Source organism: Rhodococcus sp. 27YEA6 (assembly GCF_044908235.1).
Classification (GTDB): Bacteria; Actinomycetota; Actinomycetes; order Mycobacteriales; family Mycobacteriaceae; genus Rhodococcus_F; species Rhodococcus_F qingshengii.
On the sequence record NZ_JBIYCY010000002.1, the window covers coordinates 721,345 to 748,194 of the forward strand.

Consider the following 26,850-nt stretch of genomic DNA (forward strand, 5'->3'; position numbering starts at 1 on the left):
TGCTCCTCATTTTCGCGATACCCATACTCTGACAAAACCCTGCGACAAATATCCGAGAGTTCCGAGTGCGAGCACCCATTTGGCAATACTGACGGTCGAAGCGGCGCGAACCCTCGAGTCGGTGATCCTGTCGCGATGATCGAGGAAATGGAGTCCGACCACGTTCTCGACGTAGTCGCCGGCCGCCGACAGTACCGGCACTACGGCAAGGGCGCGCCGAGTTGCCGGGGAAAGGGGAACCCGCTCCCCGAGCCTCGTGCCCGCTGACCGCAAAGCCATCGCGTAGATCGCGGGATGTACGAAGTCGGGGTAGTAGTGACTACGAAATCGTGCCGTGGCCTCTTCGTCCATGGAGTCCAAGATCTCGACGTACCGGCGAGCGGAGAACGCCGTCTGCACTTCCAATACTTTGGGAGCCACCGGCCCGAGTAGGCGAGCAATATTCGCTTGTGAGACAACAAAAGCGGTGGTCCACAGTGCCATCGCCTTCGCAGATCCAGTTGGTGCCATTCCACGATCGTGCCATCTTCGCACAACAGAACGGAACGGCCCGACGGAAGAGCTCGCCGAAAATGTGAATGAGGTTGTAAAAAGCGGGCATCCCGTATCGATCATCGGTCCGATAGCGGGGAGCGCGCATGTCGCCCAAGTCCAACCCGACTGTTCTGTTCATCCACGGACTTTGGATGCACCCGACCACCTGGGACCCCTGGGCGCAGGTTTTCAGCGCGCAGGGGTACTCCACAATGGCGCCGGGATGGCCAGGGGACGCGTCGACCGTGGGTGAGACGCGTGAACACCCGGAAGACATCGCGGGACACGGCATCGAGGACGTGACGGATCACTACGCCAAGGTGATAGCCGATCTCGACGAACCACCGATCGTGGTGGGGCATTCGTTCGGAGGTTTGATCGCGCAGAAACTTCTGGGCCAGAAGCTGGCGACCGCGGCAATTGCCATCGACCCGGCTCAGCCCAAAGGGGTGTTGAAACTTCCCCTCGTTCAACTGGGCAGTGTTTTCCCGGTCCTGTCCAACCCCGGGAACTACCGGAAGGCGTACTCACACAACAGAGAGTCGTTCCACAAATCCTTTGCCAGCGCCGTGTCCAAGGACGAGTCCGACGCCTTGTTCGAGCAGTATGCGATTCCCGCCCCTGGTCGGCCGTTGTTCGAGGCAGCACTCGCCAACTTCGCGCCCCACAGCCCCGCTGCGGTAGATTTCAACGCTCGCCGCGGGCCACTCCTGATGATCGGCGGCGGCAAGGATCGCACAGTCCCGAAAGCCAGTTCGGACAGCTCGTTCAAGAAGTACGCCAAGGCCCCGACGATCAACGAATACAAGGTCTTCGGCGATCGAGGTCACTCGCTGACCATCGACCACGGCTGGCGTGAGATCGCGGACTACAGCCTTGCCTGGCTCGACAAGCAGGGCATGAGCCCGCCGCAAGGCAAGCACGAAAGTCAGTCTCAGCCGAAAGCTTGAAAACGACGGCGGTACACCTGCGGCGAGATTCCGAGATGCGTCGAAAATGCTCGTCGTAGGGATTCCGAACTGCCGAATCCCGCCAATTGCGCGGCTTCGGTCACCGAGTGGCCGGCATCGAGGAGCGCTTTCGCGGAGTCGAAACGGATCAACTCGACGTATTTGGCCGGCGTCGTACCGAGTTCTTCCCGAAAGAGCCTCGTCAGATGCCGTGGGCTCAGGTGCGCCAGGGCAGCCAGTTCGTCGACCGAGTACTCCCCCGCCGGATCGGCGGCCACCGCCTCGACCACTGCGCGAAGCGCGGGCACCCGGGGCCGCGGCCCGCTCAACGACGGCGAGAACTGTGACTGCCCACCTGGACGTTGGAGAAATACCACCAGAAGCTGTGCGACACGTCGGGCCATTTCTGCACCATGATCTCGCTCGAGCAATGCGAGCGCGAGGTCGATCCCGGCGGTCACACCCGCAGACGAGAACACCGTGCCGTCCTGGATGAAAATGGCGTCGGGAACTACCGTGATCTGCGGATAGGCGCGCGCCAGCGTTGCCGTGTGTTGCCAATGCGTCGTTGCGCGGCGTCCATCGAGCAGTCCACTCGCCGCCAGGATGAATGTCCCGGTACAGATCGAGGCAACCCGACCCGAACGTCCCGCAAGATCGCTCGCTGCCTCACGCAGTTCCGGACTCACCGGCATCGACGGGAACACGTCGCCACCCATGACCAGCAACGTGTCGAAGGAACCGGAATCTGCGACGTCACAGTCGACCGGAATGCGCATGCCGGTCGACGAGTCGACATCGTGTCCACCCACCGAGCAGATCACCAACTCGTAGTTCGCTCCGCCGCGATTGGCCTCTGCGAACACCTCGCTCGGACCTGCGACGTCGAGCAGTTTGACGCCGTCGAACACCAGGACGGCAACTCGATGCACTGCGGTCACGATCGCTCCCCTTCGTCCTGATCTGTGGACAGTATGGCCGAGATCAGGGTGCGCCCGCGTGCGTGCTCGACCGACACTGGGACAGACCGAGAAATTCGCAGCAGCGACGAGCAGAGCAGGTACCGATGAACACGATCATTGCCGGTGTGAAAATCCCCGATTCGAAGATGGCTGCCGACGCCACCGAACTCGTCCGAGATACGGCGTCCGAGTTACTGTTTCACCACTCGCGACGCGTCTTCCTCTTCGGATCGCTGCAAGGCGCGCGTTTGGGACTGCACGCCGACCCTGAATTGCTATACGTCGGCGCCATGTTTCACGACCTGGGGCTCACCGAGAAATTCCGGGACAGTACGGCGCGATTCGAATTGGACAGCGCGGACGAAGCGCGGCGATTCCTCACCGGCTACGAAGTCGACGAAACCGACATCCGCAAAGTGTGGGAAGGCATCGCTCTACATACGACGCCCGAGGTCCCCTCGCGGCTGGAGCCCGAAATCGCCTTGGTGACAGCGGGTGTGGAGACCGATGTACTGGGAATCGGATACAGCGAACTCGACCGGGCCGACATCGACGCCGTCACCGCGGCCCACCCCCGTCCGGATTTCAAGAATCAGATCTTGAAGGCCTTCACCGACGGCTTCAAGCACCGTCCCGAAAGTACGTTCGGGACGGTGAACGCTGACGTACTCGAACATTTTGTGCCGGGATTTCGGCACATCGATTTTGTCGAGGTCATCCAGAACTCGGCTTGGCCCCAATAGAATTCGCAGTCATTTGGCCGCCTCACTCATCGCAGCGGCATCTTCTGCCCCGAACTTTTCCTCGAGGGTCTCCGGCGAATAGTCGAGGTCGATCTCGGCGACGTCGCGCCCGCGTGCAGACTCGATCGCCGAAAGTCGGCGCTGTGCACGGTCTGCGGCATACTCGAGGAACTCCTGATTGTCCAAACCGAACGGCTGCACCTCGAATTGATCGTTGACCCAGTTGATCATTCCGAGGGCCGTGGGCATGAGTTCACCCATCCGCTGCTGGACGACGTCCCAGTTGTGATCGTCGGCGGCGACGTGCCTTCGGCAGGTGAACGTCCCCCAAGCCATGTGCCGTCGTTCGTCGTCACCGATCTTTCGCACCAATTGCTGCATGCCAGGGAGGATTCCGCGCGTCGCACAAACTTTCTGCCAGGCGTAGTAACCCGTCAGCGCCAGACTGCCCTCGATGACGTGGTTGTACGTGACGCTGGCACGCACCTGGTTGACCGGGCTGGGGTCCGTCTCGAGAATGCGTAGCGACGACGGCAGCTCCTCGTAGAACAGTTGCCGGTAGTACGGATTGTCAGCGACGTAGGAATGCAGGTCACTGGTCAATCCCACTTCGTCCATCCACAGCCGAAACACCTGGGTGTGCTTGGCTTCCTCGAAACAGAACTGCGTCAAGTACATCTCGTCGCCGAATCGTCCCTCGGTCGACATTGCTTTCATGAACGGTTGAATGTCTTCGGTGACGGCTTCTTCACCGGCGATGAACTGCGCACACAGGAAGGTGGCGCTGCGCTGTTGTTCGCTGGTCAGCTCCTGCCAGTCACGGGCATCCTGCGAAAAATCGAGGTCGGTTGGGTTCCAGAATTTGGCGTTTCCCTTGGTGAACAATCGGAGTGGGAACGAATCCCAGTTCAACCCTCCCGACCGAAGAGAACTGAAACCTTCTCGCCCCGGCGAGGTGACAGTCATGACATTCCTTCTTCCCGAACCGAAGACAGATGCCCCACCAGCATGCCCGCAGAACTGAAACGTGAATCAGTTTTGACGAAATTCGATCTATTCCTTCAGGGAAACACCCTTGGTCTCCATCACTGCGAAGAGCTTGGCGTTCATCTGAGCTGCCAGATCCGGCCGATACGAACCGATGTTGAGCGGATTGGCGAGATTGTTCAGTTCCAAGGGGTCGGCTTGTAAGTCGTACAGTTCGTATTGCGGCGCAGCAACTCCCGCAGGATCGAAGTACATCGTGTACTTCCAGCGGCTCTCGCGTATGCACCGAATGTGGTTGGGCTGCGTGACGATGTTCTGACCGTCGGGCGTCGCACAGTTCTGATCGTCGTAGGTGAACAGAATCGTGTCCTGAACCTGCGCGCTGGGACTTTTCGGATACGCCGCAGCGTCGACGATGACCGGTGTCAGATCGGTACCCAGGAAGTTCCACGATTGACGCGCAGGCACTTGGGCGAGTGTGGCGAGAGTGGGCATCACGTCGATCAACGACGCCAGGGCGTCGGTGCGAACGGGTTCGGGAAACAGCAAGGGGTTGCTGATGACCAGTGGAACGCGCAGTGTTTCCTCGTAGGCGTTGAACACTTTCTGCCGCAAACCTCCGTGGCTCATCCCCATCTCCCCGTGATCGGACATCCGAACGATCACCGTGTCGTCGAGCATCTGTGGAGTGGCTTCGATCGCGTCGAGCACGCTGCCGATGTGTTCGTCGACCACCTTGTGCATATAGGCGTAGAAGTTGATGTAGTTACGCGCCTGATCGGGTCCGAGCAGCGGCCCGAGCCCGGCTGCCAACAGCAGTTCCGACTGAACCTGGGCTGTCGGTTTGTGATTGAGCGCCAGGATCTCGTCGAAGGTGGGCGGCAAGTCGATACCCTGCTCGAAGGCGCCCGGCGCGTCCGATCCGTAGTTGTCGCACGTGCCGTTCATCGCGTTCCACGTCTGGGGGTACGCGAGGACATCGTGCGGGTTCACGAACGAGACGATCAGCGCCCAAGGCTGTCCGGATGCGACTGCGGGTCCGGAGAGAAACTCGACAGCTTCCTCGGCGACACGGCGATCATGGTCTGCGCACCCGCCACCGAAATGATCCGGATTGGTGTCCTGGCCCGCGTCCGGCGGAATCCACCCCTCGAAGCCGAATCCTGCCACGTCCTCGCTTGTCGGATCACCACCCTCGACGCCTTTGCTCAGATGCCATTTCCCCCGGTACTGGACGTTGTAGCCGGCCGACGCCAGCAGCTTTGCCATGTTCTGTTCGGAGACCTGCAACTGTGGCTCGGTGGGTGAGACAGTGCCACCTTCGGTGAGCGTTCTGGTGACCCCGTGCTGCGCGGGGTAGAGGCCGGTGAAGAACGTACTGCGACTGGGCGAGCACATCGCGGTGTTGCACACTGCCTGGTCGAAACTCAGCCCGTGATCGGCAATCCTCTTGCGGTTGGGCAGATTCTGTTCAGCCCAGCCTTGGGGCCAGTACATCGGCCGGCGTTCCTGATCGGTGACGATGACAACGATGTTGGGTTTCTGCGGAAACCGATCGGCGGGTGCTGCTTGTACCGGCGCCGCGCTCACCGCGCCGGCCGCGACGTCTGCCACTCCCGCGAGGACAAGGGCACCGACGCCACCGAGGAACGTCCGGCGCGGCAATGAATGACAATGCGGGGCTGGAACGTTCTCTGGGTTCACGGGCGTCGTCCTCTCGGAGGCGTTGTCGCCCCAGAGTTGACCGAATCACTCTTCGCTACACATGCGCGAGCAAACTGCCCGTGCGCTGATCAGTTCGATAACCCGATCCGCACAGCGCAGCGGATCCGGTGTCCGGCCGATACCGAGGGTGTCGACTATCGAAATCGTCCTTCGCACATCAGCCTCCTCGACACCCCACGACCAACCGAAGTCGTGATTCCAGAGCAGAACTGCGTTCTTCCCCGGATGGTGCCTGGCATGAACGGGAAGGACGATCACCGCATCCATGCTCGGCCCCTGCGGCCATCGGACGGTCTCACCGTGAACGGACCGTGCTACCGCGTCGATGTATTCGTGTGCGGACCAGTCGTTGCCGTTGGTATGCATGGAAGTACATTCGGTGCCACACACGTTTCGGATGGGTTCGTGGCATCACCGATCGAGTATTGCGCTTTCAGGAAATGAACGGCAACACAACGGATTCGAATTGGCGATGACCGTCGCGGTGGACACTGTGGCCGGTACGGAAAGAGACCAATTCGCAGCGTGCGACGGTGGCTGCAACAGCGTCGAGGCGAACAGGATCCACCATCCCGCCCAGACCTCCACGCAGGAACAACATGTCAGCCTCGATGAGCGGCAACCGATCCCACCACTGCGGATCCGGTCGGCGGAACTGCTCGAGCGCGGACCGCGTCATCGAGCGATCGAACGTCAACGCGGCTCGCGGATGCCGCACCAAACTTGTTGTGGCGTGCCACAGTTCTGGGACACTCGGCAATTTCCTCGCGAACACCTGTTCCGGGTCACCCGCGCGTAATGGTAACGGCGCTTCCTCGATGACCAACTTCCGCACCGCAGTGGGACGTTTCTGCGCGATCAACGACGCCGCGTGCCCGCCGAGCGAGTGGCCGACCAGATCCACCTGCTCGAGTTCGAGATGATCACACACGTCCATGACGTCGTCCGCGAACTCCTCGAACAGATACGACGACGCACGAGCGCTCCGGCCGTGGCCGCGAAGGTCGACCGAGACAACTCGCCGGTTGCGTGATCGCAAGGTCCGCGCGAACTTGTCCCAGGTACCGCTGTCGCCGCCCATCCCGTGCACGAGGACTACCGGAGGCAGATCGGCCACACTGGGATGCGAGCCGGAATCGCGGTAGCTGATCTGGACCCCGCCGGCACTTCGTACGTTAGCGACACTCACGAGTTCCCAGGATAGACCCGTCCTCGCGGATTGCTGACGCGGTCAGCCGAGGCTGCAACTCCCCTGGTCGCGTGACCTCGTCGTAGCGACCGAGTCCGATCCTCGCGATGTTTCGCAGCGACTCGCTTGCATCGGCGAAGTAGCCGCAATGCCCTCGAACGGCTCCGGTACCGAAAACAATGGCTCCGTGCTGCGCCCGAACTGGAGACGGGCCGTGGCCGATGCGGCCGATCTTGACGCGTGGGAAATAGCGGATCCAGTCCGACGGACCAAGCGCAGCCCAGAGATTTCCGGCAAAGCACAGGTCTTCGCGCGAACTGGTCCCCATCCCCGGGCTACCCAGCACCACGCAATCGTCCACTCGCGCCGACGGGAGAGCGAGTCCGCACACCACGGCCCCGTAGCTGTGTCCGACGAGCGTCACATGCGCCGATCGCGGCAGGATACGAGTCAACCGCGCCAGATCTATCGCACCAAGTTCTGCAAGTGTCCGGGAGAACGACTCGAGAAATCCCCACGGCGTCCGATAACCGACCCACACGATCACCGCGACGCGGTCGTTCGGCCCGAGCGTTCGGAGCATCCTTCCCAGTGTCCATCCGCTCGCGCGTGGTCCTGTCGGACGGTTCTCGTCGAAGTAGTTTCCCAGTCCGTTGTCGTTGCCCGGCACGAAGATCATGATGTGCTCGACTGTGGCGACATCGCCGAACACCTCCACGATCCGGCCTTCGCCGGTCTCGTCGTACGCCAGAAGTTGTGCGTCGCGTAGCTCCATCGGCTCGTAGTGAAGTCGATCGGTTCCGGAAACGTCAGCTCGACCCGCCGTTTTCATGACACTCCTCGCGAAGAGTTGCAACGACGAGAATCATTGCAACAGTGAGTTTTTGAATGTCATCAACGCTAGGCGCCCGATGGCGTCGGTGCGATGGCGCCAGCGCCCCTACTGTTCGTACAGTCGACTCGACCATGTCCGGTACAGCTGGCTGTACCTACGAGCTCATTCGTACACGCCCTCCACCGACCATCCACCGCCTTCACAGATCATCAGCAACGCCCGCGATTCCTCCAACAGCACCTGAGCCCGCGCGGCCGTGCGCGCCGAGGCTGCGTCCCACCATCGCTCGTCCACCGGCCAGGGCCCGGCCCATCCCTGCACTGCCCATTCCTTGCTCCCCCACTTCAGCCTTCCCGGCTGCGAGCTGAAGACACCGCGCTCAGTGACGTACACGGCGTTGCCGGCCACATCCTCCAGCCATACCTTGGGATTGTCGACAAAGATCGACCCCGGAGACGGCTGCGGCAGACGACCAGGCCACGGGGCTGTCGGATCATGAGCAGCTACCCGCTCGTCACCCAAGGGCAACAGGGTAATTCGCTCCGAGGGCCCTCGACCACCGCTCAGGACACCGACCTGAACAGATTCGCCGCCCAGAAGACCTTGCACGCGCACCAATGCTCGCCTGGCCCGCTCCTCCTCGTCGCCGACACCGCCCCACAGCCCCAACTGCAAAGCGCCGGCACTGACCACCTCCACCGGTTCCAGACGCAACACCGCTATGCCTGCGGTCGGCCGGGTCTCACTGCGCCCGGTGAGCCAGCCGTCCAGTTGCCATCGCACTCGATCGGCCGTTCCCTCCGGTGTCAGAGGTTCGGCGCAACGCCAAGTCCGAGAAAGATTTTCACCGTTGCCCGTGCTGGCCGAAATCGACAGGCGGGTGCACGCCACTGCGGCAGCCGACAATTTGTCGTGCAGGAGACTCGCCAAGGCGCGCCCGGCAAACGCTGCGGCATCCACCCGCTCGATCGACGGATCGTAATGCTGCTCCACTTCCAGATCCGGCGGAAGCGTCCGCGCCGACGGTGGCCGCTCGGGTTCACCGCGCGCCGCACGATGCGCGAGCACCGCATCGGCCCCGAAACGCGAAGCGACGTCCACTGCCGGTAAATCCGCGAAAGCACCGATGGTTCTGATCCCGAGCCTGCGCAGCAGATCCACCAACTCCCCGCGATGCGGCGCAGACAGACTGGGCTCGGCCGCCAACTCCGGCATGGGTAGCGGCGCCAGAAACCGTGCCCCCTCCCCCGGCGGCACCAGCGCTGCCCGGCGCGCGGCAATGACCGCTGTGGACAGTTGATCCGCCACACCCACCTGACTCTCGACGCCCGCAGCAGATGCCTGATCCACCAATCGTTCCGCCGCGGCTTCCTCCGAACCGAAGTACCGACTGACACCTCGCGCACTGAGCACCAACAAACCAGGACGAAGTACCTCGACGCCCGGTGCCACCGCATCGATGGCCGCGGCGACCGGCTCGAACAATCTGGCGTCGCGTTCCGGATCTGCCATCGCCACATACAGTTCCGGGCAGCGGGCCTGCGACTCGCGTCGGCGCAGGCCTCGTCGCACTCCCTCCGCGCGGGCCGTCGCCGAACATGCGATCACCCGATTACCCGAGGTGACCGCGACAGGATGCGTGGCAGGAAGATCGGCAAGCGCTGCCGCTGCCACCGCCGGCCAGTCCGGGCACCACAACGCCAGAACTCTGCTCACAGTGACACCACCCGCGACGACACCACCCGCGACGACACCACCTGCTCCGACACCACCTGCTCCGACACGGCCTCGACCGGCCGGGAAGGTACCCACTCGACCCGCCCGGCTGCACTACAGATGTCCAGACGCGTGGTCCGGGGCTGGAACGAGCGCCCCCGAGCACGAACCGCGAGGCTCAGGGAACTGAGCCGACCACGCCCCAACTCACGGCCCTGACCGAACCCACCGTAACCATGAACCCGAGCGTCCAACCGAACTTCGGCCCCGTCCCAGTGACCTTCGGTGACAACAAGAGTCGAGCCCTTGCTCCGGGCGCGCGCCACCACCGCTCGCGCACGCGACGGGGATACCGACGCACCCGCCAATCCCAGAATCACCAGATCCATACCGTCGAGCAGCACAGCAGCGATCTCGACCGGATCCGGCCCAGGCGCCGGAATGAGCGCCAGACGTTCCAGTTGCGCACCCATCTCGTACGCCGCCAGCAATCCCAGTCGAGGTTGCCCGATGACTGCCACATGCCCCCCGGACGCCGTCACCGACGCGACCAATCCCAAGAGCAAGGAAGCAGCGCCCTCGACGGACACCACGGTTCCGCGCACCAAACCGCCCTGCGGTAGCAATGCCCCGATACCTTCCGGCACTGGGAGAACACCAGCCTTGTGCGCGCGGTCTACGACCGGCATTTCCCGGTCGGCAACACTCTCGAAGGCTGCTGCACTTGTCCCGGAAACACCAGCCACGGAAACACTCGGTCCCGAAAACGACGTATCGCCGCGAGAGGGAATGGACGCGATCTGTCGGCGGAGCTGTGCCAGCCGATCCTGACGGGACAACCCCGCCGCATCTGCCGACAGCTCCACCAACTCGGTCACCTCGGTCATCCCCATCCTCCGGAACACCGGAAAAACTCACTCGGCAGCAATCCATAACCAGCCGGCAAACCGCGGGGAAGTCGGGTCTGACATGCATCCAACGAACAGCAATTTCGAACATATTTTCGAACTGTTTTCAGTAAACCGTGTCACCCCCGACACGTCAAGCAGAGCAAAAAACCCAGTTCACAGGAGCCTCGAGCGTCACAGTGGCATCAATCCATTAACCTTGAGATGTGACAGCTCAGGAGCAGACCGGGAGGGGCATCGGGCCCGAATACCTGCTGGCGGGGCGGTACCGACTCCGCTCCAAGATCGGCGACGGAGGCATGGGCGCCGTCTGGCTGGCCCGCGACACCCTCCTCAGCCGTGACGTCGCGGTGAAACAGGTCACAAGCACGGAAGGCCTCGACACCGAAACGGCCGAAGAGGTCCGTGAACGTACATTGCGCGAAGGCAGGAACGCCGCAAAGCTCACCCACCCCCACTCCATCGCCATGTACGACGTCGCGATCGAGTCCGGTGAACCGTGGTTGGTCATGGAGTACTTCCCCGCCCGCAGCCTCGCCCAGGCGATGAACCTGGCCGACACGTTGCCACCGCTGGAGGTCGCGCAGATCGGCGCGCAGATCGCTGCGGCACTCACCGAGGCGCACGCCGCCGGCATCGTCCACCGCGACATCAAGCCCGGCAACATCCTGATCGCCGACCGAGGCAAGTCTCTCGGCACCGTCAAGATCAGTGACTTCGGCATCGCCCGCGCAAAGAGCGACGTATCCGACACCCAGGACGAGGTCATCACCGGCACTCCCGCGTACTTTGCACCCGAAGTTGCCCGCGGCGACGATCCCACCGAGGCCAGTGACGTCTTCTCACTCGGGTCGACGCTCTACACGGTGATCGAGGGTCAACCGCCCTTCGGCATCGACTCGGACGCCATCGCTCTACTGCATCGTGTCGCCAAGGCCGAGATCTACCGACCCACCAAGTCCGGACCGCTCACCGACGTTCTCCTTCAGCTCCTCGAGCCGGACCCCACCCGTCGGCCGACGATGGCTCAGGCACGCGACGCGCTCGCTGCAGCCGCGACGGGCGGTGGCACGATCGAGCAGTTGATCGACGCTCCCGTCTACTCGTCCGAAGGCGCCGTGCCGGCGTGGGCTCACCGCACCACACAACTCGCCGACCCACACCGCCGCAATCGCCTGACCGGCTCCACGATCACCGGACTGCCTGCAGTGCAACAGAACACGCCACTGCGGAACGTTCCCAGCCCCATGGACATGTTCTCCTGGCCGCCGCGGATACCGACCGGCCCCGCCGATGCCAGCACCCGCGACAAGGTAGTGGCTTGGGCTCCCCTCGCCATGACAGGCATGGTTGCCGTCATCATCTTGGCCGCACTGATCGTCGTCATCCTGGTGTTCACGGCCTGACCGGACGCTCTACGCGGGCAGAATGTTTGCGTTGAGGTGAAACACGTTGTCCGGGTCGTACTTCGCCTTGACGGCGGACAATCGCGCGTACTTCGCCGCACCGTAGGACGCTCGCACTCGGTCCTCGTCGACATCGGTCATGAAGTTGACGTACCCGCCTTGATTGGACGAGAACGGACGCAAGGCTTCCCAGGTCTCACGCACCCACGATCGATCCAATTCCAGTGTCCCGGCATCGGTGGCCGTAGCCGTCATGTTGCACACGTAATGTGGTGTGCGAGAACCACCGAACGCAGTGTCGTCCTCCCCGACGGAGGTGAAAGCTCCCTGCAGCGGAAAGATCGGCATGAAGGACATCGGCGACGATTTCTCGCCCGCTTGCTCGGTCAGAACATCGATCACGTCGTCGGAGAAATTCACCAGGTCCAAGGCCTTCTCATAGGCGTATGCACCCCATGGTTCCGATTCGTCGAGCATCGACTGTAAACCGATGTACGGGAGCGGGGTGACGAACTCGAACAGCGTCGGCACGCCCTCTCGAATCGGCGCAATCGCGTTCGAGTGTTCCTCTTCCGATCCGAAACCGGCTACCAGCAACGCGTATCCGGGCAGCAGGTGAAACTGATCCGGAACAAACGGTGCCGGAGGCGCGGACAAACCGACGGCAACCATCGCTCCGGCATTTCTCGGCAGGGCAGGCACCACTTCGCGGCACAGACGAAGCGCTGCGGGTCCGTCCTCCATCCCCCAGAAGAACAGTCCCAGATGCACTTCCGGACCGATCTCGCTCAGACGGTACTCGAACTCGGTGACCACTCCGAAGTTTCCGCCGCCGCCGCGCAGCGCCCAGAACAAGTCGCTGTGATCGTTCTCGGAGGCCCGCACGATCGAACCGTCGGCGAGCACCACCTCTGCCGACACCAGATTGTCGATCGCCAGGCCGAGCGTGCGCGTCAACCACCCCATGCCGCCGCCGAGGGTCAGGCCACCGACGCCGGTATCACTGATCACTCCACCGGTCACTGCCAATCCGTGTTCCTGCGTCGCGGCGTCGAGGTCGGCAATCGTCGCACCACCACCGACCCTGGCTCGCTTCGCGGACGGGGCGACACTGACTACGTTGATCGCACTGAGATCGATCATCACACCGCCTTCACACACCGAGGTACCTCGGTAGGAATGCCCACCACCTCTGACCGAAACCTCCAACGAATGGGCTCTGGCAAATGCTAGTGCCACAGATACATCCGACGCCGACCGGCACCTGGCGATCACCGCCGGACGATGATCGATCTGCCCGTTCCAGATCGACCTGGCGTCGTCGTACTCCGGATCTCGGGGGCTGAACACAGAACCCGTGATCGCCGATTTCAGTGGCGCGAACTCGACCGTCGTCATCATGCACCGCCCTCGTCGGGTGTCGCGGTGAGAAGCAGGTATTCCCACTCCATCACGAACGGCTCGCTTCCGCTGCCGTACTTCTTTGCCAACTCGAGCAGATCGCGATCGAGCGCCTGTGTGCGGTCAGGATCGCCGGCGATGTTCCGGTACACCGCGATGGTCGGGCCGTAATTCTTCTTGAAGAAATCGCGGAAATCTTCCGGCCCGCTGAATGTGTCCACACGAAGTACGTCTTTCCTTGCGGCAACATCGCCGAGCAGATCACGAACATGGTTCTCGTCGCCCCACAAAGGCGCCGGCTGCGAACCAGGAGGCGGGGGCGGTGCATACGGCTTCATCGTTTTGAACATCTCGCCGATGAACCCCGTCGGAGTCCAACTCAGCACTCCGATCTTTCCGCCGGGTCGGCATACTCGCAAAAGTTCGTCCGCGGCGCGCCGATGATGCGGGGCAAACATCACACCGACGCACGAGAGCACTACGTCGAACTCGTTGTCGCCGAACGGAAGAGCCTCGGCGTCGGCCTCCTGCCAATCGAGTTCGACACCCGCGAGTGCCGCGGCCTCCCGTCCTGCCACGAACAGTTCGGGAGCCAGGTCGGTGGCGATCACCTGCGCACCCAGCGCAGCCGCCGGAATGGCGGCGTTGCCGGACCCCGCCGCGACGTCGAGCACCCGATCTCCTTTCTGCACGCCGCATTCACGCACCAATACAGGTCCGAGTTCCGCGATGACCTGCGTCGCCACCGCCGGATAGTTACCGAGCCCCCACATTGCCCGGTGCTTGGCCTTCAGCTCCCGGTCCAACCCGAGAGTCCCCGTTGATTCACTCATTACCGTTCTCCTTCAATAATTTTCGTACTCGGAGCCCGACAGCGTTCATGCCGTTACTCCGACGCTACGACGACGGTTCGCTCCTCTCCAGTACGAAATCTGTACCGGAGCACCCCGGAGGCCTACGATCGAGAGATGGGGTCCTCGTACCACCAGTTCTGCCCCGTCGCCAAGGCGATGGAGCTACTCGACGAGCGGTGGACACTGCTTCTCCTCCGCGAACTGATCATGGGAAGCGAACATTTCAACGATCTCCGCCGCGGGCTCCCGCGAATGTCACCGACTCTGCTCTCGACCCGGCTTCACCAACTCGCGGTCGCCGGCATCGTGGAGCGAGAAGAAACCGACTGTGTCGTCAGCTATCGTCTGACCGACGCCGGCCGCGAACTGCGCCCTGTGGTCGAAGCTCTCGGCATCTGGGGTACCAGGTGGATCGGTGAACTGGGCGACGAAGATCTGGATCCGAAGCTGCTGCTGTGGGACATGCATCGCCGCGTGGATCATTCCGTGGTGCCTGAAGGCAAGACCGTGGTGCACTTCGCATTCTCCGGAGTACGTGGACATTCGCGGAACTGGTGGCTCGTCATCAATTCCGGTGAGGTGGACATGTGCGATATCGATCCGGGTTTCGACGTTGCAGTGTCGGTCTCTGCGGGCTTGCGACAGATGACCGAGATCTGGCGAGGTAACCTGACCTGGTCGGACGCCATACGGTCCGGTGACGTCACCATTTCTGGGCCTACTGCGTTGCGTCGTAGCCTGCCATCGTGGTTCGAGCTGTCGACTTTCGCGTCGATCCCGCGCCCCGCGTAGCGCGCGCTCACCAGCCCCGTTCCGTCCTGTTACAGAGCTGTTGCAGACCGTGACACCGTCGACGAACGGTGACCACCTGCCGGTGACACTGACCGAGAAGTCTCTGTTGTATGCCCAGCCACCGCGGAATCATCCGCTTCATCGCACTCGGTGCAGTCGTGCTCGGTGCGGTCGCGCTCAGCTCCTGCTCGTACACAGAAGAAGCACAACCGAAGAGCGGTAACTACCTTGCCACTCAGCCTGATTCAGGACCCTCAGGCGGCGAGATCGAGGACGGCATCAGCTTGCAGGACACTCATGTGCCCGCGCTTGCCCGTCTCGATTCCGCACTGCTCGCGGCGCTCCAGTCGGCAGCGGCCGACGCACAGGCATCCGGCGTGGACATGCACGTCACGTCGGGTTGGCGGTCCGCGGCATACCAACAGCGACTGTTCGACGAAGCCGTCGTCAAGTACGGCAGCGTGGACGAAGCGTCCAAGTGGGTGCACTCGCCGAGCCTGTCCAAGCATGTCAGTGGACAGGCCGTCGACATCGGACCGACCGACGCCGACGACTGGCTCATTCAGCACGGCAGCGATTACGGCCTCTGCCAGACCTACGCCAACGAGATGTGGCATTTCGAATTGGCAACCACTCCTGGCGGGGAATGCCCGCCACAACTGAGCAACCCCTCGGACGAGAGAGCGGAAGGCTGATCATGACACGAGTCAAACCAGCGAGACTGATTGCCGCACTGGCACTCTTGATCCTCGGAGTCGTCGAATTCGAATTGGCGGTCAACACCACCGGTGGTCAGATCGTCGACCAACAACTCATGGTGGGCGCGGCCACCTCCGAACGCCTCAGCGTGTTCTCCGCCGAGTTCATCGGCCTCGTCACCCCGATACTGATAGTGGGAGGAGTGCTCGTGGCGCTCATGATCACATTGCGCAACAACCCGATTGCGCTAGCTTTACGCGTCGTCGTCGTGACCCTCGGTCCCATCACGACGGCCTGGGTTCTCAAACAATCGCTGAATCGACCGGACCTGAACGGTCTGGTGATGCACAATTCCTTCCCCAGCGGCACTTTGACGGCCATAGCTGCTCTGGTCTGCGCGATCGTGATCGTCACGCCCTCGAGGTGGCGGGCGGTCGTTGCGGTCAACGGTGCGCTGATCACCATCGGAACCGCGATCTCGGTAGTCGTGCTGCAATGGCACCGCCCGAGCGACGTGATCGGTGCACTACTGCTCGTCGGCTGCTACACCCTCGCTGTGTCGGCATTTCCGTTGAACACCAGCGTCGCCCGGCATGCGGTGCTGGCAGACTCAGGCAACGAGCGACTCTCGCGAGTGTGACCCCTGTACCCTTGGCTGACCGAGATTTCTCCGACCGCAGAAGGCCCCTGATCATGGCGAGTCCAAGGTGAGCTCATGGTGAGCATTCTTTTCATAGAAGACGATCCAGCCGTGGCCGAGGCAATCACGTTGGGACTGAACCGACTCGGGCACGACGTCAGCCATCGCCCCGACGGTAACGGTGATTTCGACGACGCCCTGGGTGCCACGGACCTCGTCCTACTCGACCTCGGGCTGCCGGGTGCCGACGGTTACGAGATCTGCCGACGTATCCGCACCCGAAGTTCGATCCCGATCATCATTCTGACCGCTCGATCCGACGACATCGACACCGTCGCCGGCCTGGAAGCCGGTGCCGACGACTACGTCGTCAAACCGGCCAGTCCGCGCGTCCTCGACGCTCGTATCAAAGCCGTCGTGCGGCGCTCGGCACCGGCAACGACGCGCCCGGATGCGACGCCGGGTGCAGAGACGTTCGGCGACCTGGAATTGGATCGGTCGTCGCTGCAGGTCCGCAAGGCCGGGATGCTGCTGACCCTCACCCCGACCGAACTCCGACTGATCCTGGCGCTGACCGAGAACCCCGGACAGGTCCTGAGCCGCCGACAGTTGTTGTCCGCAGCCTGGGACCAGGAGTATCTGGGTGATTCCAGAATCGTCGATGCAGCAGTGCAGCGGCTGCGCGGAAAGATCGAGGACGACCCGGCCGCACCGACCGTCATCGAAACGGTGCGCGGGTTCGGGTATCGCTTCAACACCAGCCCAGCCCGATGAGACCGACCTGGCTTCAGGTCGACGGTCTGCGAACCAGGCTCGTGCTCGTGTTCATCGCAATCGTCGTGATCATCGCCGGGGCAACCGCGGGTGTCGTCTCGTTCATGGCGCGGTCGTGGATCTATTCCAACGCTCAGGATGTCGCGACCGCACAATTTCGCGACGAACTGCAATACGTCAACGGAACACCGGTAGACGAGTTGACGCCTGCCAACCTCCAACAGATTTTCCAGTCCGACATGACGCTGATCGTCGACGGCGAAGTCATCCGTCAAGGATCCGTGGATGCGGCGACCATTCCGCCCAGCTTCGACGAAGGTTTGGACAGTCCGAAGCTGATCCGTTTCGAGAGGCTCGACTCCCAGCGCATCATGTTGGGAATGTCCGTCAATGTCGTGGACATGAGCGCGGACGACAGCTACGACAACGAGACATTGGTCAAAGCCGTCACCATCCGGCCGCTGGTAGGAGTGCAGGACAAGTTCGACGACCTGCTTCGAGCTGTCGGCCTCACCCTCGCCGCCGGTGTGTTGGTGAGCGGACTACTCGGGCTGTGGATCGCGTCGACGCTTGTCCGTCCGCTCAAACGCCTGGACAAGGCGGCCGCCCGTGCTGCCGACGGCGACCTCAGCGTCCGACTCCCCGAAGACGGAGTAGCCGAACTCGCCCAGGTCACAACAACGTTCAACAACATGGTCGCTCGCAACGAAGCGGTCATCCGCGGTCTGGAAGAATCGGAAGAGCAGTCGAGAAGGTTTGTCGCAGACGTCTCCCACGAGCTCCGGACGCCGCTCGCAGCACTGGTGCCGGTCAGTGAGATCCTCCGTGAAGAGATCCCCAATCTTCCGCCCGACGCCGCCGCTGCCGCGCGCATCGTGAGCAGTGAGATCGGCAAGCTCACTCGACTTGTCGAAGACCTCATCGAAATGTCTCGCCACGACTCTCAGCAAGCGCACCTTGTCCTCGACGACGTCGACCTCGTCGAATTGACCGAGCGCACACTCGAGAGCCGCGGATGGACAGACACCGTCGAACTGCGCGCACCCGAAAGTGTCAGCGCCAGAGTCGATTCGCGTCGGATCGACATTGTCGTCGCCAACCTCGTCGGCAATGCGCTGCGCCACGGAGCGCCCCCGGTTCGCGTCGAGTTGAGCGTCGAATCCGGTTTCTCCGTCATCACCGTCGTCGACCACGGCCCCGGCATCTCACCCGAAGACCGGCAGGCGATCTTTCGGCGGTTCTACAAGGTCGACACCGCGCGCGGACGCAGCGAGGGCAGCGGACTCGGACTCTCGCTCGCCGTCGAGAACGTGCACCTGCACGGCGGCACCATCGGCGTCGGCCAGGTGGATGGTCGCACGGTCTTCACGGTTCGCCTGCCCCGTCGCTGACCCCTTCCCGAGCGAACGTACCTTTCGGCGCACCCAAGGCGATCGTCGTACCGTTCGCTCGAAAAGGGGTGGGCACTTCGCACCCTGAACCGTCCGCGTTCGACCAAATAGTGGGATTCTGGTTTCAACATGTGAAACCACGCGAGTAGCGTCGGCATCGTCGAACAGCGTAGAGATCGGAGGGCACCATGACGCAGGCGTCGCGGCTGGAAAAGACGGCCGTCTCCCCGAAGGCGTGGACGATGCTCGGAATCGGCGTCGCAGCCCAGGCCGCAGGCACCGTCTTCGTCAGCACCCCCGCCTTTTTGATCCCGCTACTGCATTCCGAACACGGCCTCTCGTTGACGCAGGCCGGAACTCTGGCCGCTGCACCCACTTTCGGCATGGTTCTCACGCTGGTGGCGTGGGGAGCGATGGCTGACAGATTCGGCGAGAAATGGGTCATCTCCATCGGGCTCGGCCTGACGGCGATCGCCGCGCTGGCCGCGACCACCACCGACAACTACACCCTCCTCGGGATCGCATTTCTGCTGGGCGGAATGGCTGCGGCGAGCACCAACGCTGCCAGTGGACGTGTTGTGGTCGGCTGGTTTCCCAAGGATCGGCGCGGCCTCGCGATGGGAATCCGGCAGATGTCACAGCCCCTGGGCGTGACCATCGCGTCGCTGACCATCCCGACTCTCGCTGCGAACGTAGGAATCGGTTCGGCCGTCGGACTGTCGGTAGCTCTCAACGGCGTTCTCGCCTTGATCTGCGCCGTCGCATTGATCAATCCCCCGCGGCCGGCGGCGCGGCCCACAGACATCCCGGCCGAAACGGTAAATCCTTATCGCTCGAACTGGTTCCTGTGGCGCATTCACGTCGTCTCGGCACTGCTGGTGTTTCCGCAGTTCACCCTCTCGACATTCGGTCTGGTCTGGCTGATCAGCGAGCAAGGATGGGACGCTGCGCCCGCTGGGCTCCTGATCGGGATCTCCCAGTTCGTGGGTGCACTCGGACGCATCGTTGTCGGCATCTGGAGTGATCGCGCCGGAAGCAGAGTAGGCCCGCTGCGGTTGGTTGCCGTCTCCGCGTCTGCGGTCATGTTGGCAATGGCGGCAGCCGGCGCAGCGCCTTGGGGCGTTCCCGCCTTGATCCTGCTGCTGGCAACCACTATCAGCGTCGCCGACAACGGTTTGGCATTCACTTCCGTGGCCGAAGCTGCCGGGCCGAAATGGCAAGGAAAAGCATTGGGCGCACAGAACACCGGGCAGTTCATTGCCGCGTCAGCAGTGGGCCCGGTGGTCGGTGCGCTGATCGGCGCGGTCGGCTACCCGCTCGCCTTCGCGATAGTCGCGGCATTTCCCGCCGCAGCAATTCCCTTGGTGCCCAGCCGCGATCGCGACATCAGCGTCTAGTCCCTCATCGGATTCGGTTGCACTGCAGGTCCCGTCAGATCACAATGCGGCTTGCAGGCAACCGAATCCGCTTCCTGAACAGGCTCTACTGTCGGAGTTCGGATCAGCGTCGCGGCGATCGCTGCACCGACCAACAGCAGTGCCACACAGATGTACATCGCGTACCGGAACCCGTCGGAGAAACTCGTCGGATCGACCAGACTTTCGGCGTCGATACCCACGAGGGCAGGCAAGGCCGCGACGGCAAGAAGTTGGCTCGTGCGAGCAACGGCATTGTTCACACCTGACGCGATTCCGGACTGCTCCACCGGTACCGAACCAAGCACCGCGGCGGTCAACGGCGCGACCATCACCGCCAGGCCGAGCCCGAACACCAGAACTCCCGGCAGCACGACGGTCAGGTACGACGCATCCGGGCCGATCCGCGTCATCAACACCAACCCCACCGCGGCAACGGCGGGCCCGACCGTGATCGGCAATCGCGGTCCGTGCGTCTGCGCGTAACTGCCCGCGCGCGAAGACAACAGCAGCAATGCCAAGGTGATCGGTACCGTTGCGACGCCGGCAGCCACCGGCGAGTACCCGGCAACCAATTGCAGTTGCAGCACGAGCAGGAAGAACACACCGCCCAGCGCCGCATAGACCGCAAGGGTCACCAGATTGGCCGCGACGAACATCCGCGAACGGAACAGGGACGGCGGCACAAGGGCACTCGGTGAGCGTCGTTCCACCACGACGAACAGGCAGAGCGCGATCACTCCGATCAGCCCGACTATCGGGTTGACCTCGATCAGCCCGTACGTCAGTGCGCCGAGACCGACTACTGCGCAGGCAGATCCGACCACGTCCAGGTGCTCGGGCGGATGCGGGTCGCGGCTCTCCGGTACATGGCGCACCGCTGCCCACACCACGACGATCGCCAGCGGGATATTGAGCAGGAATACCGATCGCCATCCCGCCACTTCCACCAGCCAACCACCGAAAAGCGGTCCGATGGCGCCGGCAACACCACCTAAACCCGACCACAATCCGATTGCCGCGCCGCGGTCCTCCTCACGAAGTGACGCGGAGATGATGGCAAGGCTGCCAGGTGTCAAGAGCGCAGCTCCCACTCCCTGCAGGATTCGTGCAATCACCAGAAACGTGATGTCAGGTGCAATTCCGCAAAGCAACGACGCGACCGCGAACCAGACCGTCCCCCACACGAATACCCGTCGCCGACCCCAACGATCACCGAGGGCTCCCCCGAGCAGAATCAGCGACGCCAAGGCCAAGGTGTAACCGCTGAGCGTCCACTGCAGTCCGGCGACACCGGAACCCAATTCTTCACCGATGTGAGGAAGAGCAATGTTGACGACGGTGCCGTCGAGGAGAGCCATGCTCGAGCCGAGAACGGTGGCGGCGACAACCCAACGCCCACGCTTCGACGCGAGCGCCAGTGGTTCCGTCATCGGTCCATGGTGCGCCTTCACACGCAATCGCGAAAGAGCGCGCGGGAATTCAGTCGATCTGGCGACGATGTGCCCAACGCGTCAACGCATTGCGATTGGACTGCTGAGTCTTTCGCAGGACGTTCGATGCGTGAGTCTCGACCGTCTTCACGGAAATCACCAGGTCCTCGGCGATTTCACGGTAAGTGTACCCACGTGCCAGCAATCTGAGCACTTCGAGTTCTCGCGGAGTCAGCGAGTCGAGTTCCGGATCGAGTTGCGGCTCGGGTGCGTTGGAACGCCCGGTGAAGGAGTCCAGTACGAAGCCTGCCAGGCGAGGCCCGAACACTGCGTCACCACCGGCAACGCGTCGTACACCCTCGGCCAGTTCGGATCCCGAGATCGTCTTGGTCACGTACCCGCGCGCACCGCCGCGGATCACCGCGATCACATCCTCGGCCGCATCGGAAACGCTGAGCGCCAAGCACACCGGGCCGGAATCGATTCCGCGCAGAACTGCCACTCCACCACCGTCAGGCATGTGGACATCGAGCAGAACGACATGCGGTTTCGTCGAGTTGATACCCGCGATCGCCTCAGCGACGCCACCGGCTTCACCGACTACGTCCATGTCTGCCTCGCGCGAGAGTTCCGCCCTCACCCCGGAGCGGAACACTGCATGATCGTCGACAAGAAATACGCGGTACGGGGGCGGCGCAAGCGAAGTCACTGGGGCTGTTCCTCGGGGTTGTCGACACGGTCAGCAGTCTGGTCCCACTTTAGAGCAGAGTCACCGAGCGGCATGTGCACGCGGATCTCGGTGCCCTTTCCGATGTCGGATCGAACCACGACGCGGCCACCCCGTCGCTCGATGCGACCACGAATCGACTTGGCCAAACCCTGACGGTCCTCCGGCACCGCATTGACGTCGAATCCGACTCCGCGATCACGAACGAACACACTGACCTGGTCGCCCTCGACCTCGGCGAAAAGATTGATTTCCTTCTCCCCCGAGTGCTTTGCCGAGTTCACGAGAGCTTCACGCGTCGCACCGAGGAGCGCGGTGAACGCTTCCTTGGGCAGACCGTTCTCGACGCCTTCGCCTTCGAGTTGTACGTCGCCGACCGTGACGGGGCGGACCGTGACGCCATGCTGGTCCTCCACTTCACCGGCGATGATCTTCAGACCTTCGGTCAGGCTCGTGTGGTCGATATCCCCGCCGCTGAACAACCACTTGCGCAGCTCACGTTCCTGACCACGGGCCAGGCGCGCCACCTCTTGCGGATTGTCGGACTGCTTCTGAATCAGCGCCAACGTCTGAAGTACGGAGTCGTGCAGATGCGAGGCGATCTCTTCACGTTCGTCGTTGCGAATTCGGGCCGCACGCTCGGCGCCGAGAGCCCTCCACATCCGCAGCCACAGCGGCACCGTCAACAAACCGACACCGATCAGCGTCACCACCACGGCCAGCAGGGACGAGCGCAGTGCTTCGAGGTCGACCTGAGCGAGGACGACGACGCCGAGACCCAAGATGATCAAGGTCGCTCCCCCGACCACCCGCGCCCACGTGAGAACGGTAGGCCGCTGCGGCAAGCCGATGACGGTCCGGGGACCGTCGGAGTCGAACTCGCGCCACACCAAAGCGGCACCGATCGCGACGACGAAGAACGGTGCGAGCACCGAACCCGCCGTGCCGCTGAACAGCCAGGACAACGCGGCTGCGCCGCCCAATCCGAGTGCGATCAAGCCGTACGCCCGCTGCCGCTCGGCCGCGGACGGCTTCTGGGTGTCCGTGCCGGCTGAGGTGAAGATCCAGAGGGCGCCGTAAATCACGATGCCGGATCCGGCCATCGCCGCCAGAATCGCGAAGGCGACTCGAACCTTCAGGACGTCGATCCCGAGATGATCGGCGATACCGCCTGCAACACCGGCGACGATGCGACCGCCGGAGCGCCGCTCCAGCTTTCGCAATGGAACACCGCCCGGAATGGGCACACCCTTCTTCATGGGTACGGCATGCACCGGTACCCCGTTGACGGGCGGGCCTCCCGTGAACCCGGGAGCGGGACCGCTCACGAACGGCGGATCTGACAGATATTGCACATAGTCGATACTGGCACGAACCACTCGCAGTCACATCAGGGTCCAACCCTGAATCAGGGGGGCGCCCCTGGCCCCGATCGTCACAAAGATCAGGGTTGGCCCTGATGCGCGGAGGCCGCCCCGGAAGCCAGGATTGATTCATGAACAATCCGACTTTCCAAGAACAGATCCAGGATCTGTGGCGGACCCGCCCCGTGCGTCTGCCGGCACAAGGTCACGTGGCCGGGGTATGCGCCGGAATCGGATACCGGTACGGCATCGACCCCATTCTGGTACGTGTCGCGTTTGTGGCCTCCACTATTTTCGGCGGCTCAGGCATCCTTCTCTACCTCGCCGGGTGGTTGGTGCTCGCCCGCGCCGGTGACGGATCGTCCCCCGCACAGTCGTTGATGGGCCGCGGACACAGCTCCGATTCCAGTACCAAGACCATCGTCTTGTTGGTGGCTCTCGCCATCGCGGCTACGACCGTCGGGCCGGTCGGCGTCGGCCTGGGTGGTTCCGGTCTGATCGGGCTGATTCTGATGGTCGGAGGCCTGTGGCTGCTCTACCAACGAGCGCCGGTGCCGCCTGCACTGCCACAGAGCACGTCACCGTACGTCGGCGCGGGTACCGCGTATCCAGGCACGGGATTCACGCCCGGGCCGTTCACTCCCGGATACTTCGCACCCAATCAGCCGCCCGTGTACACGCCGTACACAAAACTCCCCGACAGCTACGTGCCCGAGGAACCGCCGGCCGAACAGTCACCGCAATCTCAGGCCGATCATCCGACGATCAACCTGTCGAAGGACCCGAGCGCTTCAGCCGCCGCCAATCCGACCGAGGTGATCGGCGAGGCCGCCATCACACCGCCCTCCTGGGATCCGCTCGGTGTCGCTCCGTTCGCCTGGGATCTCCCGGACCCGGCAGTCAAAGCCACGCCGCTGCTGCCTTTGCCACCACGTAAGCGTCGCTCGCGATGGACGCTGACAGTGCTCGGACTCGCGATCATCGTCGCCGCCGTCACCGGGGCAGCGGGCGCGGCAACCGGCAACGAGTGGTTCACTCCCGGCCGAGTCGGTGCTGTCGGACTCGCCGTCATCGCGCTCGGCCTGATCCTCGGGGCATTCTTCCGCAAGGGGTACGGCCTGCTGGTCGTCACCGGACCGCTCGTGGGTTTCGTGCTTCTCGCCTCGTTGGTCTACCCGATCGATTTCGACGCCTCGGGTGAGCAAAGATGGACTCCGGCAACCGCTTCCGAGTTGGAGCCGTCGTACTCGGGAGCCTTCGGAAGCTTCACTCTCGACCTCAACGGGGTCAAGTTCACCGAGGACAAGACCATCGACGTCGCGGCGTCGTTCGGTGAGTTCGTCGTCATGGTGCCACCAACCGTCAACGTCAAGAACAGCTGCACCGTCGTCATGGGTGACGGATCAGGTTGCCTCGACGGCGGAATACACCCGGGCCGTGATGTGACACCGGATTCGCCCACACTGACCATCAACGCCAAAGCTACGTTCGGCAGTCTGAAGGTGACGCAATCATGAGCGACTACGACGAGACCACAGAGCACGACGAGACCCGAGAATCCAAGCGCCCCTCGGCACTTCTGCTGATCGCCGGACTGGCCGCACTTCTGGTCAGTGTGTGGGCGTTGGTCGGGCCGTTCTCCCTGGCGCCGGCAGCGAACATTCAATTCCGTTGGCTGTTCGTCGGTGCCGCCGTCGTGGCAGGACTACTGCTGGTGATTCTGCCGAATCGGCGCAACCGGAAGTAAAACTGCTGTGCGCCTTTATTAACCGCGGGGGGTTAATAAAGGCGCACAGTTGTTTTTACTCCCACTCGATAGTTCCCGGCGGCTTGCTCGTCACGTCGAGGACTACGCGATTCACGTCCGCAACCTCGTTGGTGATTCGAGTCGAGATGCGCTCGAGGGTCTCGTACGGCAGACGCGTCCAGTCCGCGGTCATCGCGTCTTCACTCGAGACCGGACGCAGCACGATCGGATGACCGTACGTCCGGCCGTCACCCTGCACGCCCACGCTTCGGACGTCGGCAAGGAGAACGACCGGGCACTGCCAGATGGTTCCGTCCAAGCCTGCAGACGTAAGCTCTTCGCGCGCAATGGAATCTGCCTGACGCAAGATCTCGAGGCGATCGCGGGTGACCTCACCGATGATGCGGATACCGAGTCCGGGACCGGGGAACGGCTGGCGTCCGACGATCTCTTCGGGCAGGCCGAGTTCGCGGCCCACTGCACGGACCTCGTCCTTGAACAGCAGACGCAACGGTTCGACCAACTTGAACTGCAGGTCTTCCGGCAGCCCGCCGACATTGTGGTGGCTCTTGATGTTTGCAGTTCCCGTGCCGCCGCCCGACTCCACGACGTCCGGGTAGAGCGTGCCCTGGACGAGGAAGTCGACGGTCGCACCATGAGATGCGTTCTCGCCCAGAACATCACTGACTGCGCCTTCGAAGCTGCGGATGAACTCGCGGCCGATGATCTTGCGCTTGGTCTCGGGATCGGTGACGCCTGCCAGCTCACCGATGAAGGTGTCCGCGGCATCCACGGTGATCAGACGAGCGCCGGTTGCCGCGACAAAATCCTGCTCGACCTGCGTGCGCTCACCGGCTCGCATCAAACCGTGATCGACGAAGACGCATGTCAACCGGTCGCCGATTGCGCGCTGAACCAAAGCCGCAGCGACAGCGGAGTCGACGCCACCGGACAGACCGCAGATGGCGTGTCCGTCTCCGACCTGCTCGCGAACCTGCTCGATCAGCGCATCGGCGATGTTCGACGCCGTCCACGCTGCCGGAATACCGGCAATCTCGTGCAGGAAGCGGCTCAGGACCTGCTGACCGTGCGGGGAATGCAGAACCTCAGGGTGGTACTGCACACCGGCGAGCTTGCGGGCGCGGTCCTCGAACGCCGCGACGGGAGCACCGTCGCTCGTCGCGGTCACCTCGAAGCCGGAAGGCGCTTCGGTGACGGCGTCACCGTGGCTCATCCATACCGGCTGCGTCGAGGGAAGACCGTCGTGGAGCAATCCGCCGGATACCGCGATGTCGGTACGGCCGTATTCGCGGGTACCGGTCTCGGCGACGGTGCCGCCCAGGGCGCCTGCCATTGCCTGGAATCCGTAGCAGATTCCGAAAACCGGAATGTCGTGATCGAACAGTGCGGGATCAAGCTTGGGAGCACCGTCTGCGTAGACACTCGAGGGCCCACCCGAGAGCACAACAGCCAAGGGGTTCTTGGCCACGATCTCCTCGACGGTCGTGGTGTGCGGAATCACCTCCGAGTAGACCTTGGCTTCGCGAACTCGCCGTGCGATCAACTGCGCGTACTGCGCCCCGAAGTCGACGACAAGAACTGGTCTCTGCTGCTCGATATCTGCCACAGGTGCAGTCTAATCGCCGCAGCCAGCGCTT

The 26,850-nt window shown here is 63.0% G+C and carries 26 protein-coding genes; 11 read left to right on the forward strand and 15 right to left on the reverse strand.

Features of this window, described 5'->3' with window-relative positions:
* Positions 1 to 6 precede the first annotated feature (6 nt).
* The gene (locus ABH939_RS09810; RefSeq protein ID WP_037129197.1) at positions 7 to 510 is read right to left on the reverse strand and encodes a hypothetical protein; all 504 of its coding nucleotides are present in this window, start codon (positions 508 to 510) and stop codon (positions 7 to 9) included.
* Between the two features lie 128 nt (positions 511 to 638).
* Between ABH939_RS09810 and ABH939_RS09815 the strand changes: the two genes are divergently transcribed.
* Complete coding sequence (locus tag ABH939_RS09815) at positions 639 to 1,484, forward strand: alpha/beta hydrolase (protein ID WP_003940761.1); 846 nt, start codon at positions 639 to 641, stop codon at positions 1,482 to 1,484.
* Here ABH939_RS09815 and ABH939_RS09820 read toward each other — a convergent pair.
* Positions 1,469 to 2,425 (reverse strand): GlxA family transcriptional regulator, encoded by a 957-nt coding sequence (locus ABH939_RS09820; RefSeq protein ID WP_030535113.1) that lies wholly within the window; start codon positions 2,423 to 2,425, stop codon positions 1,469 to 1,471. The genes ABH939_RS09815 and ABH939_RS09820 overlap by 16 nt on opposite strands.
* 125 nt (positions 2,426 to 2,550) lie before the next feature.
* Here ABH939_RS09820 and ABH939_RS09825 point away from each other — a divergent pair, with 125 nt between their 5' ends.
* Complete coding sequence (locus ABH939_RS09825; RefSeq protein WP_030535114.1) at positions 2,551 to 3,189, forward strand: HD domain-containing protein; 639 nt, start codon at positions 2,551 to 2,553, stop codon at positions 3,187 to 3,189.
* A 9-nt stretch (positions 3,190 to 3,198) separates the two neighbouring features.
* Here ABH939_RS09825 and ABH939_RS09830 read toward each other — a convergent pair whose 3' ends face one another.
* From ABH939_RS09830 to ABH939_RS09860, 7 genes are all read right to left on the reverse strand, one after another.
* A complete protein-coding gene (locus ABH939_RS09830) occupies positions 3,199 to 4,155 on the reverse strand; it encodes a R2-like ligand-binding oxidase (protein WP_217018641.1) in 957 nt (318 codons plus the stop codon).
* A gap of 87 nt (positions 4,156 to 4,242) precedes the next feature.
* Positions 4,243 to 5,880 (reverse strand): sulfatase-like hydrolase/transferase, encoded by a 1,638-nt coding sequence (locus ABH939_RS09835; RefSeq protein WP_338927810.1) that lies wholly within the window; start codon positions 5,878 to 5,880, stop codon positions 4,243 to 4,245.
* A 45-nt stretch (positions 5,881 to 5,925) separates the two neighbouring features.
* Entirely contained in the window at positions 5,926 to 6,267 is a 342-nt protein-coding gene (locus tag ABH939_RS09840; protein ID WP_003940902.1) for a DUF6292 family protein, read from the reverse strand.
* Between the two features lie 67 nt (positions 6,268 to 6,334).
* Positions 6,335 to 7,090 (reverse strand): alpha/beta fold hydrolase, encoded by a 756-nt coding sequence (locus tag ABH939_RS09845; protein ID WP_030535116.1) that lies wholly within the window; start codon positions 7,088 to 7,090, stop codon positions 6,335 to 6,337.
* Entirely contained in the window at positions 7,077 to 7,922 is an 846-nt protein-coding gene (locus ABH939_RS09850; RefSeq protein WP_404649586.1) for an alpha/beta hydrolase, read from the reverse strand. The genes ABH939_RS09845 and ABH939_RS09850 overlap by 14 nt, the downstream gene beginning before the upstream one ends.
* A gap of 165 nt (positions 7,923 to 8,087) precedes the next feature.
* Entirely contained in the window at positions 8,088 to 9,641 is a 1,554-nt protein-coding gene (locus tag ABH939_RS09855) for a DNA polymerase Y family protein (protein ID WP_003940966.1), read from the reverse strand.
* Positions 9,638 to 10,528: a hypothetical protein gene (locus tag ABH939_RS09860; protein WP_003940694.1), complete on the reverse strand. Its 891-nt coding sequence runs from the start codon at positions 10,526 to 10,528 to the stop codon at positions 9,638 to 9,640. Before ABH939_RS09860 ends, ABH939_RS09855 begins: the two co-directional genes overlap by 4 nt.
* A gap of 227 nt (positions 10,529 to 10,755) precedes the next feature.
* Here ABH939_RS09860 and ABH939_RS09865 point away from each other — a divergent pair, with 227 nt between their 5' ends.
* The gene (locus ABH939_RS09865) at positions 10,756 to 11,955 is read left to right on the forward strand and encodes a serine/threonine-protein kinase (protein ID WP_003940952.1); all 1,200 of its coding nucleotides are present in this window, start codon (positions 10,756 to 10,758) and stop codon (positions 11,953 to 11,955) included.
* 9 nt (positions 11,956 to 11,964) lie between these two features.
* Here the strand turns inward: ABH939_RS09865 and ABH939_RS09870 are convergent, their stop codons facing one another.
* Positions 11,965 to 13,356, reverse strand: a complete 1,392-nt coding sequence (locus tag ABH939_RS09870; RefSeq protein ID WP_208689691.1) for an FAD-binding oxidoreductase — start codon at positions 13,354 to 13,356, stop codon at positions 11,965 to 11,967.
* A complete protein-coding gene (locus ABH939_RS09875; protein ID WP_047270192.1) occupies positions 13,353 to 14,189 on the reverse strand; it encodes a class I SAM-dependent methyltransferase in 837 nt (278 codons plus the stop codon). Before ABH939_RS09875 ends, ABH939_RS09870 begins: the two co-directional genes overlap by 4 nt.
* 135 nt (positions 14,190 to 14,324) lie before the next feature.
* Between ABH939_RS09875 and ABH939_RS09880 the strand changes: the two genes are divergently transcribed.
* From ABH939_RS09880 to ABH939_RS09905, 6 genes are all read left to right on the forward strand, one after another.
* Positions 14,325 to 15,002 carry a helix-turn-helix domain-containing protein gene (locus ABH939_RS09880; RefSeq protein ID WP_003940889.1) on the forward strand — a complete coding sequence of 226 codons (678 nt, stop codon included), beginning with the start codon at positions 14,325 to 14,327 and terminating at the stop codon, positions 15,000 to 15,002.
* 110 nt (positions 15,003 to 15,112) lie between these two features.
* Entirely contained in the window at positions 15,113 to 15,697 is a 585-nt protein-coding gene (locus tag ABH939_RS09885; protein WP_218680941.1) for a M15 family metallopeptidase, read from the forward strand.
* 2 nt (positions 15,698 to 15,699) lie between these two features.
* The gene (locus ABH939_RS09890) at positions 15,700 to 16,341 is read left to right on the forward strand and encodes a phosphatase PAP2 family protein (protein ID WP_007727498.1); all 642 of its coding nucleotides are present in this window, start codon (positions 15,700 to 15,702) and stop codon (positions 16,339 to 16,341) included.
* A 75-nt stretch (positions 16,342 to 16,416) separates the two neighbouring features.
* On the forward strand, positions 16,417 to 17,115 hold the full coding sequence (locus ABH939_RS09895; RefSeq protein ID WP_058039028.1) for a response regulator transcription factor: 699 nt from the start codon (positions 16,417 to 16,419) through the stop codon (positions 17,113 to 17,115).
* Positions 17,112 to 18,506 carry a cell wall metabolism sensor histidine kinase WalK gene (locus ABH939_RS09900; RefSeq protein WP_064689594.1) on the forward strand — a complete coding sequence of 465 codons (1,395 nt, stop codon included), beginning with the start codon at positions 17,112 to 17,114 and terminating at the stop codon, positions 18,504 to 18,506. The genes ABH939_RS09895 and ABH939_RS09900 overlap by 4 nt, the downstream gene beginning before the upstream one ends.
* A gap of 188 nt (positions 18,507 to 18,694) precedes the next feature.
* Complete coding sequence (locus ABH939_RS09905; protein WP_338927808.1) at positions 18,695 to 19,903, forward strand: MFS transporter; 1,209 nt, start codon at positions 18,695 to 18,697, stop codon at positions 19,901 to 19,903.
* On the opposite strand, the gene ABH939_RS09910 is transcribed toward ABH939_RS09905, so the two are convergent.
* Genes ABH939_RS09910 through ABH939_RS09920 form a run of 3 tightly spaced genes read right to left on the reverse strand, consistent with a single transcriptional unit; the run spans position 19,900 to position 23,340 of the window.
* Positions 19,900 to 21,354 (reverse strand): MFS transporter, encoded by a 1,455-nt coding sequence (locus ABH939_RS09910; protein WP_054782321.1) that lies wholly within the window; start codon positions 21,352 to 21,354, stop codon positions 19,900 to 19,902. The two genes, ABH939_RS09905 and ABH939_RS09910, sit on opposite strands and share 4 nt — an antisense overlap.
* Before the next feature lie 49 nt (positions 21,355 to 21,403).
* On the reverse strand, positions 21,404 to 22,063 hold the full coding sequence (locus ABH939_RS09915; RefSeq protein ID WP_003940972.1) for a response regulator transcription factor: 660 nt from the start codon (positions 22,061 to 22,063) through the stop codon (positions 21,404 to 21,406).
* On the reverse strand, positions 22,060 to 23,340 hold the full coding sequence (locus ABH939_RS09920) for an ATP-binding protein (protein WP_037125680.1): 1,281 nt from the start codon (positions 23,338 to 23,340) through the stop codon (positions 22,060 to 22,062). The genes ABH939_RS09915 and ABH939_RS09920 overlap by 4 nt, the downstream gene beginning before the upstream one ends.
* A gap of 236 nt (positions 23,341 to 23,576) precedes the next feature.
* Here ABH939_RS09920 and ABH939_RS09925 point away from each other — a divergent pair, with 236 nt between their 5' ends.
* Together ABH939_RS09925 and ABH939_RS09930 are read left to right on the forward strand one after the other, a co-directional pair.
* Positions 23,577 to 24,962 (forward strand): PspC domain-containing protein, encoded by a 1,386-nt coding sequence (locus ABH939_RS09925; RefSeq protein WP_338927807.1) that lies wholly within the window; start codon positions 23,577 to 23,579, stop codon positions 24,960 to 24,962.
* The gene (locus ABH939_RS09930; RefSeq protein ID WP_042926362.1) at positions 24,959 to 25,192 is read left to right on the forward strand and encodes a hypothetical protein; all 234 of its coding nucleotides are present in this window, start codon (positions 24,959 to 24,961) and stop codon (positions 25,190 to 25,192) included. The genes ABH939_RS09925 and ABH939_RS09930 overlap by 4 nt, the downstream gene beginning before the upstream one ends.
* 55 nt (positions 25,193 to 25,247) lie before the next feature.
* Here the strand turns inward: ABH939_RS09930 and guaA are convergent, their stop codons facing one another.
* Positions 25,248 to 26,819 (reverse strand): glutamine-hydrolyzing GMP synthase, encoded by a 1,572-nt coding sequence (guaA, locus tag ABH939_RS09935; protein ID WP_007727510.1) that lies wholly within the window; start codon positions 26,817 to 26,819, stop codon positions 25,248 to 25,250.
* Between the last annotated feature and the right edge of the window lie 31 nt (positions 26,820 to 26,850).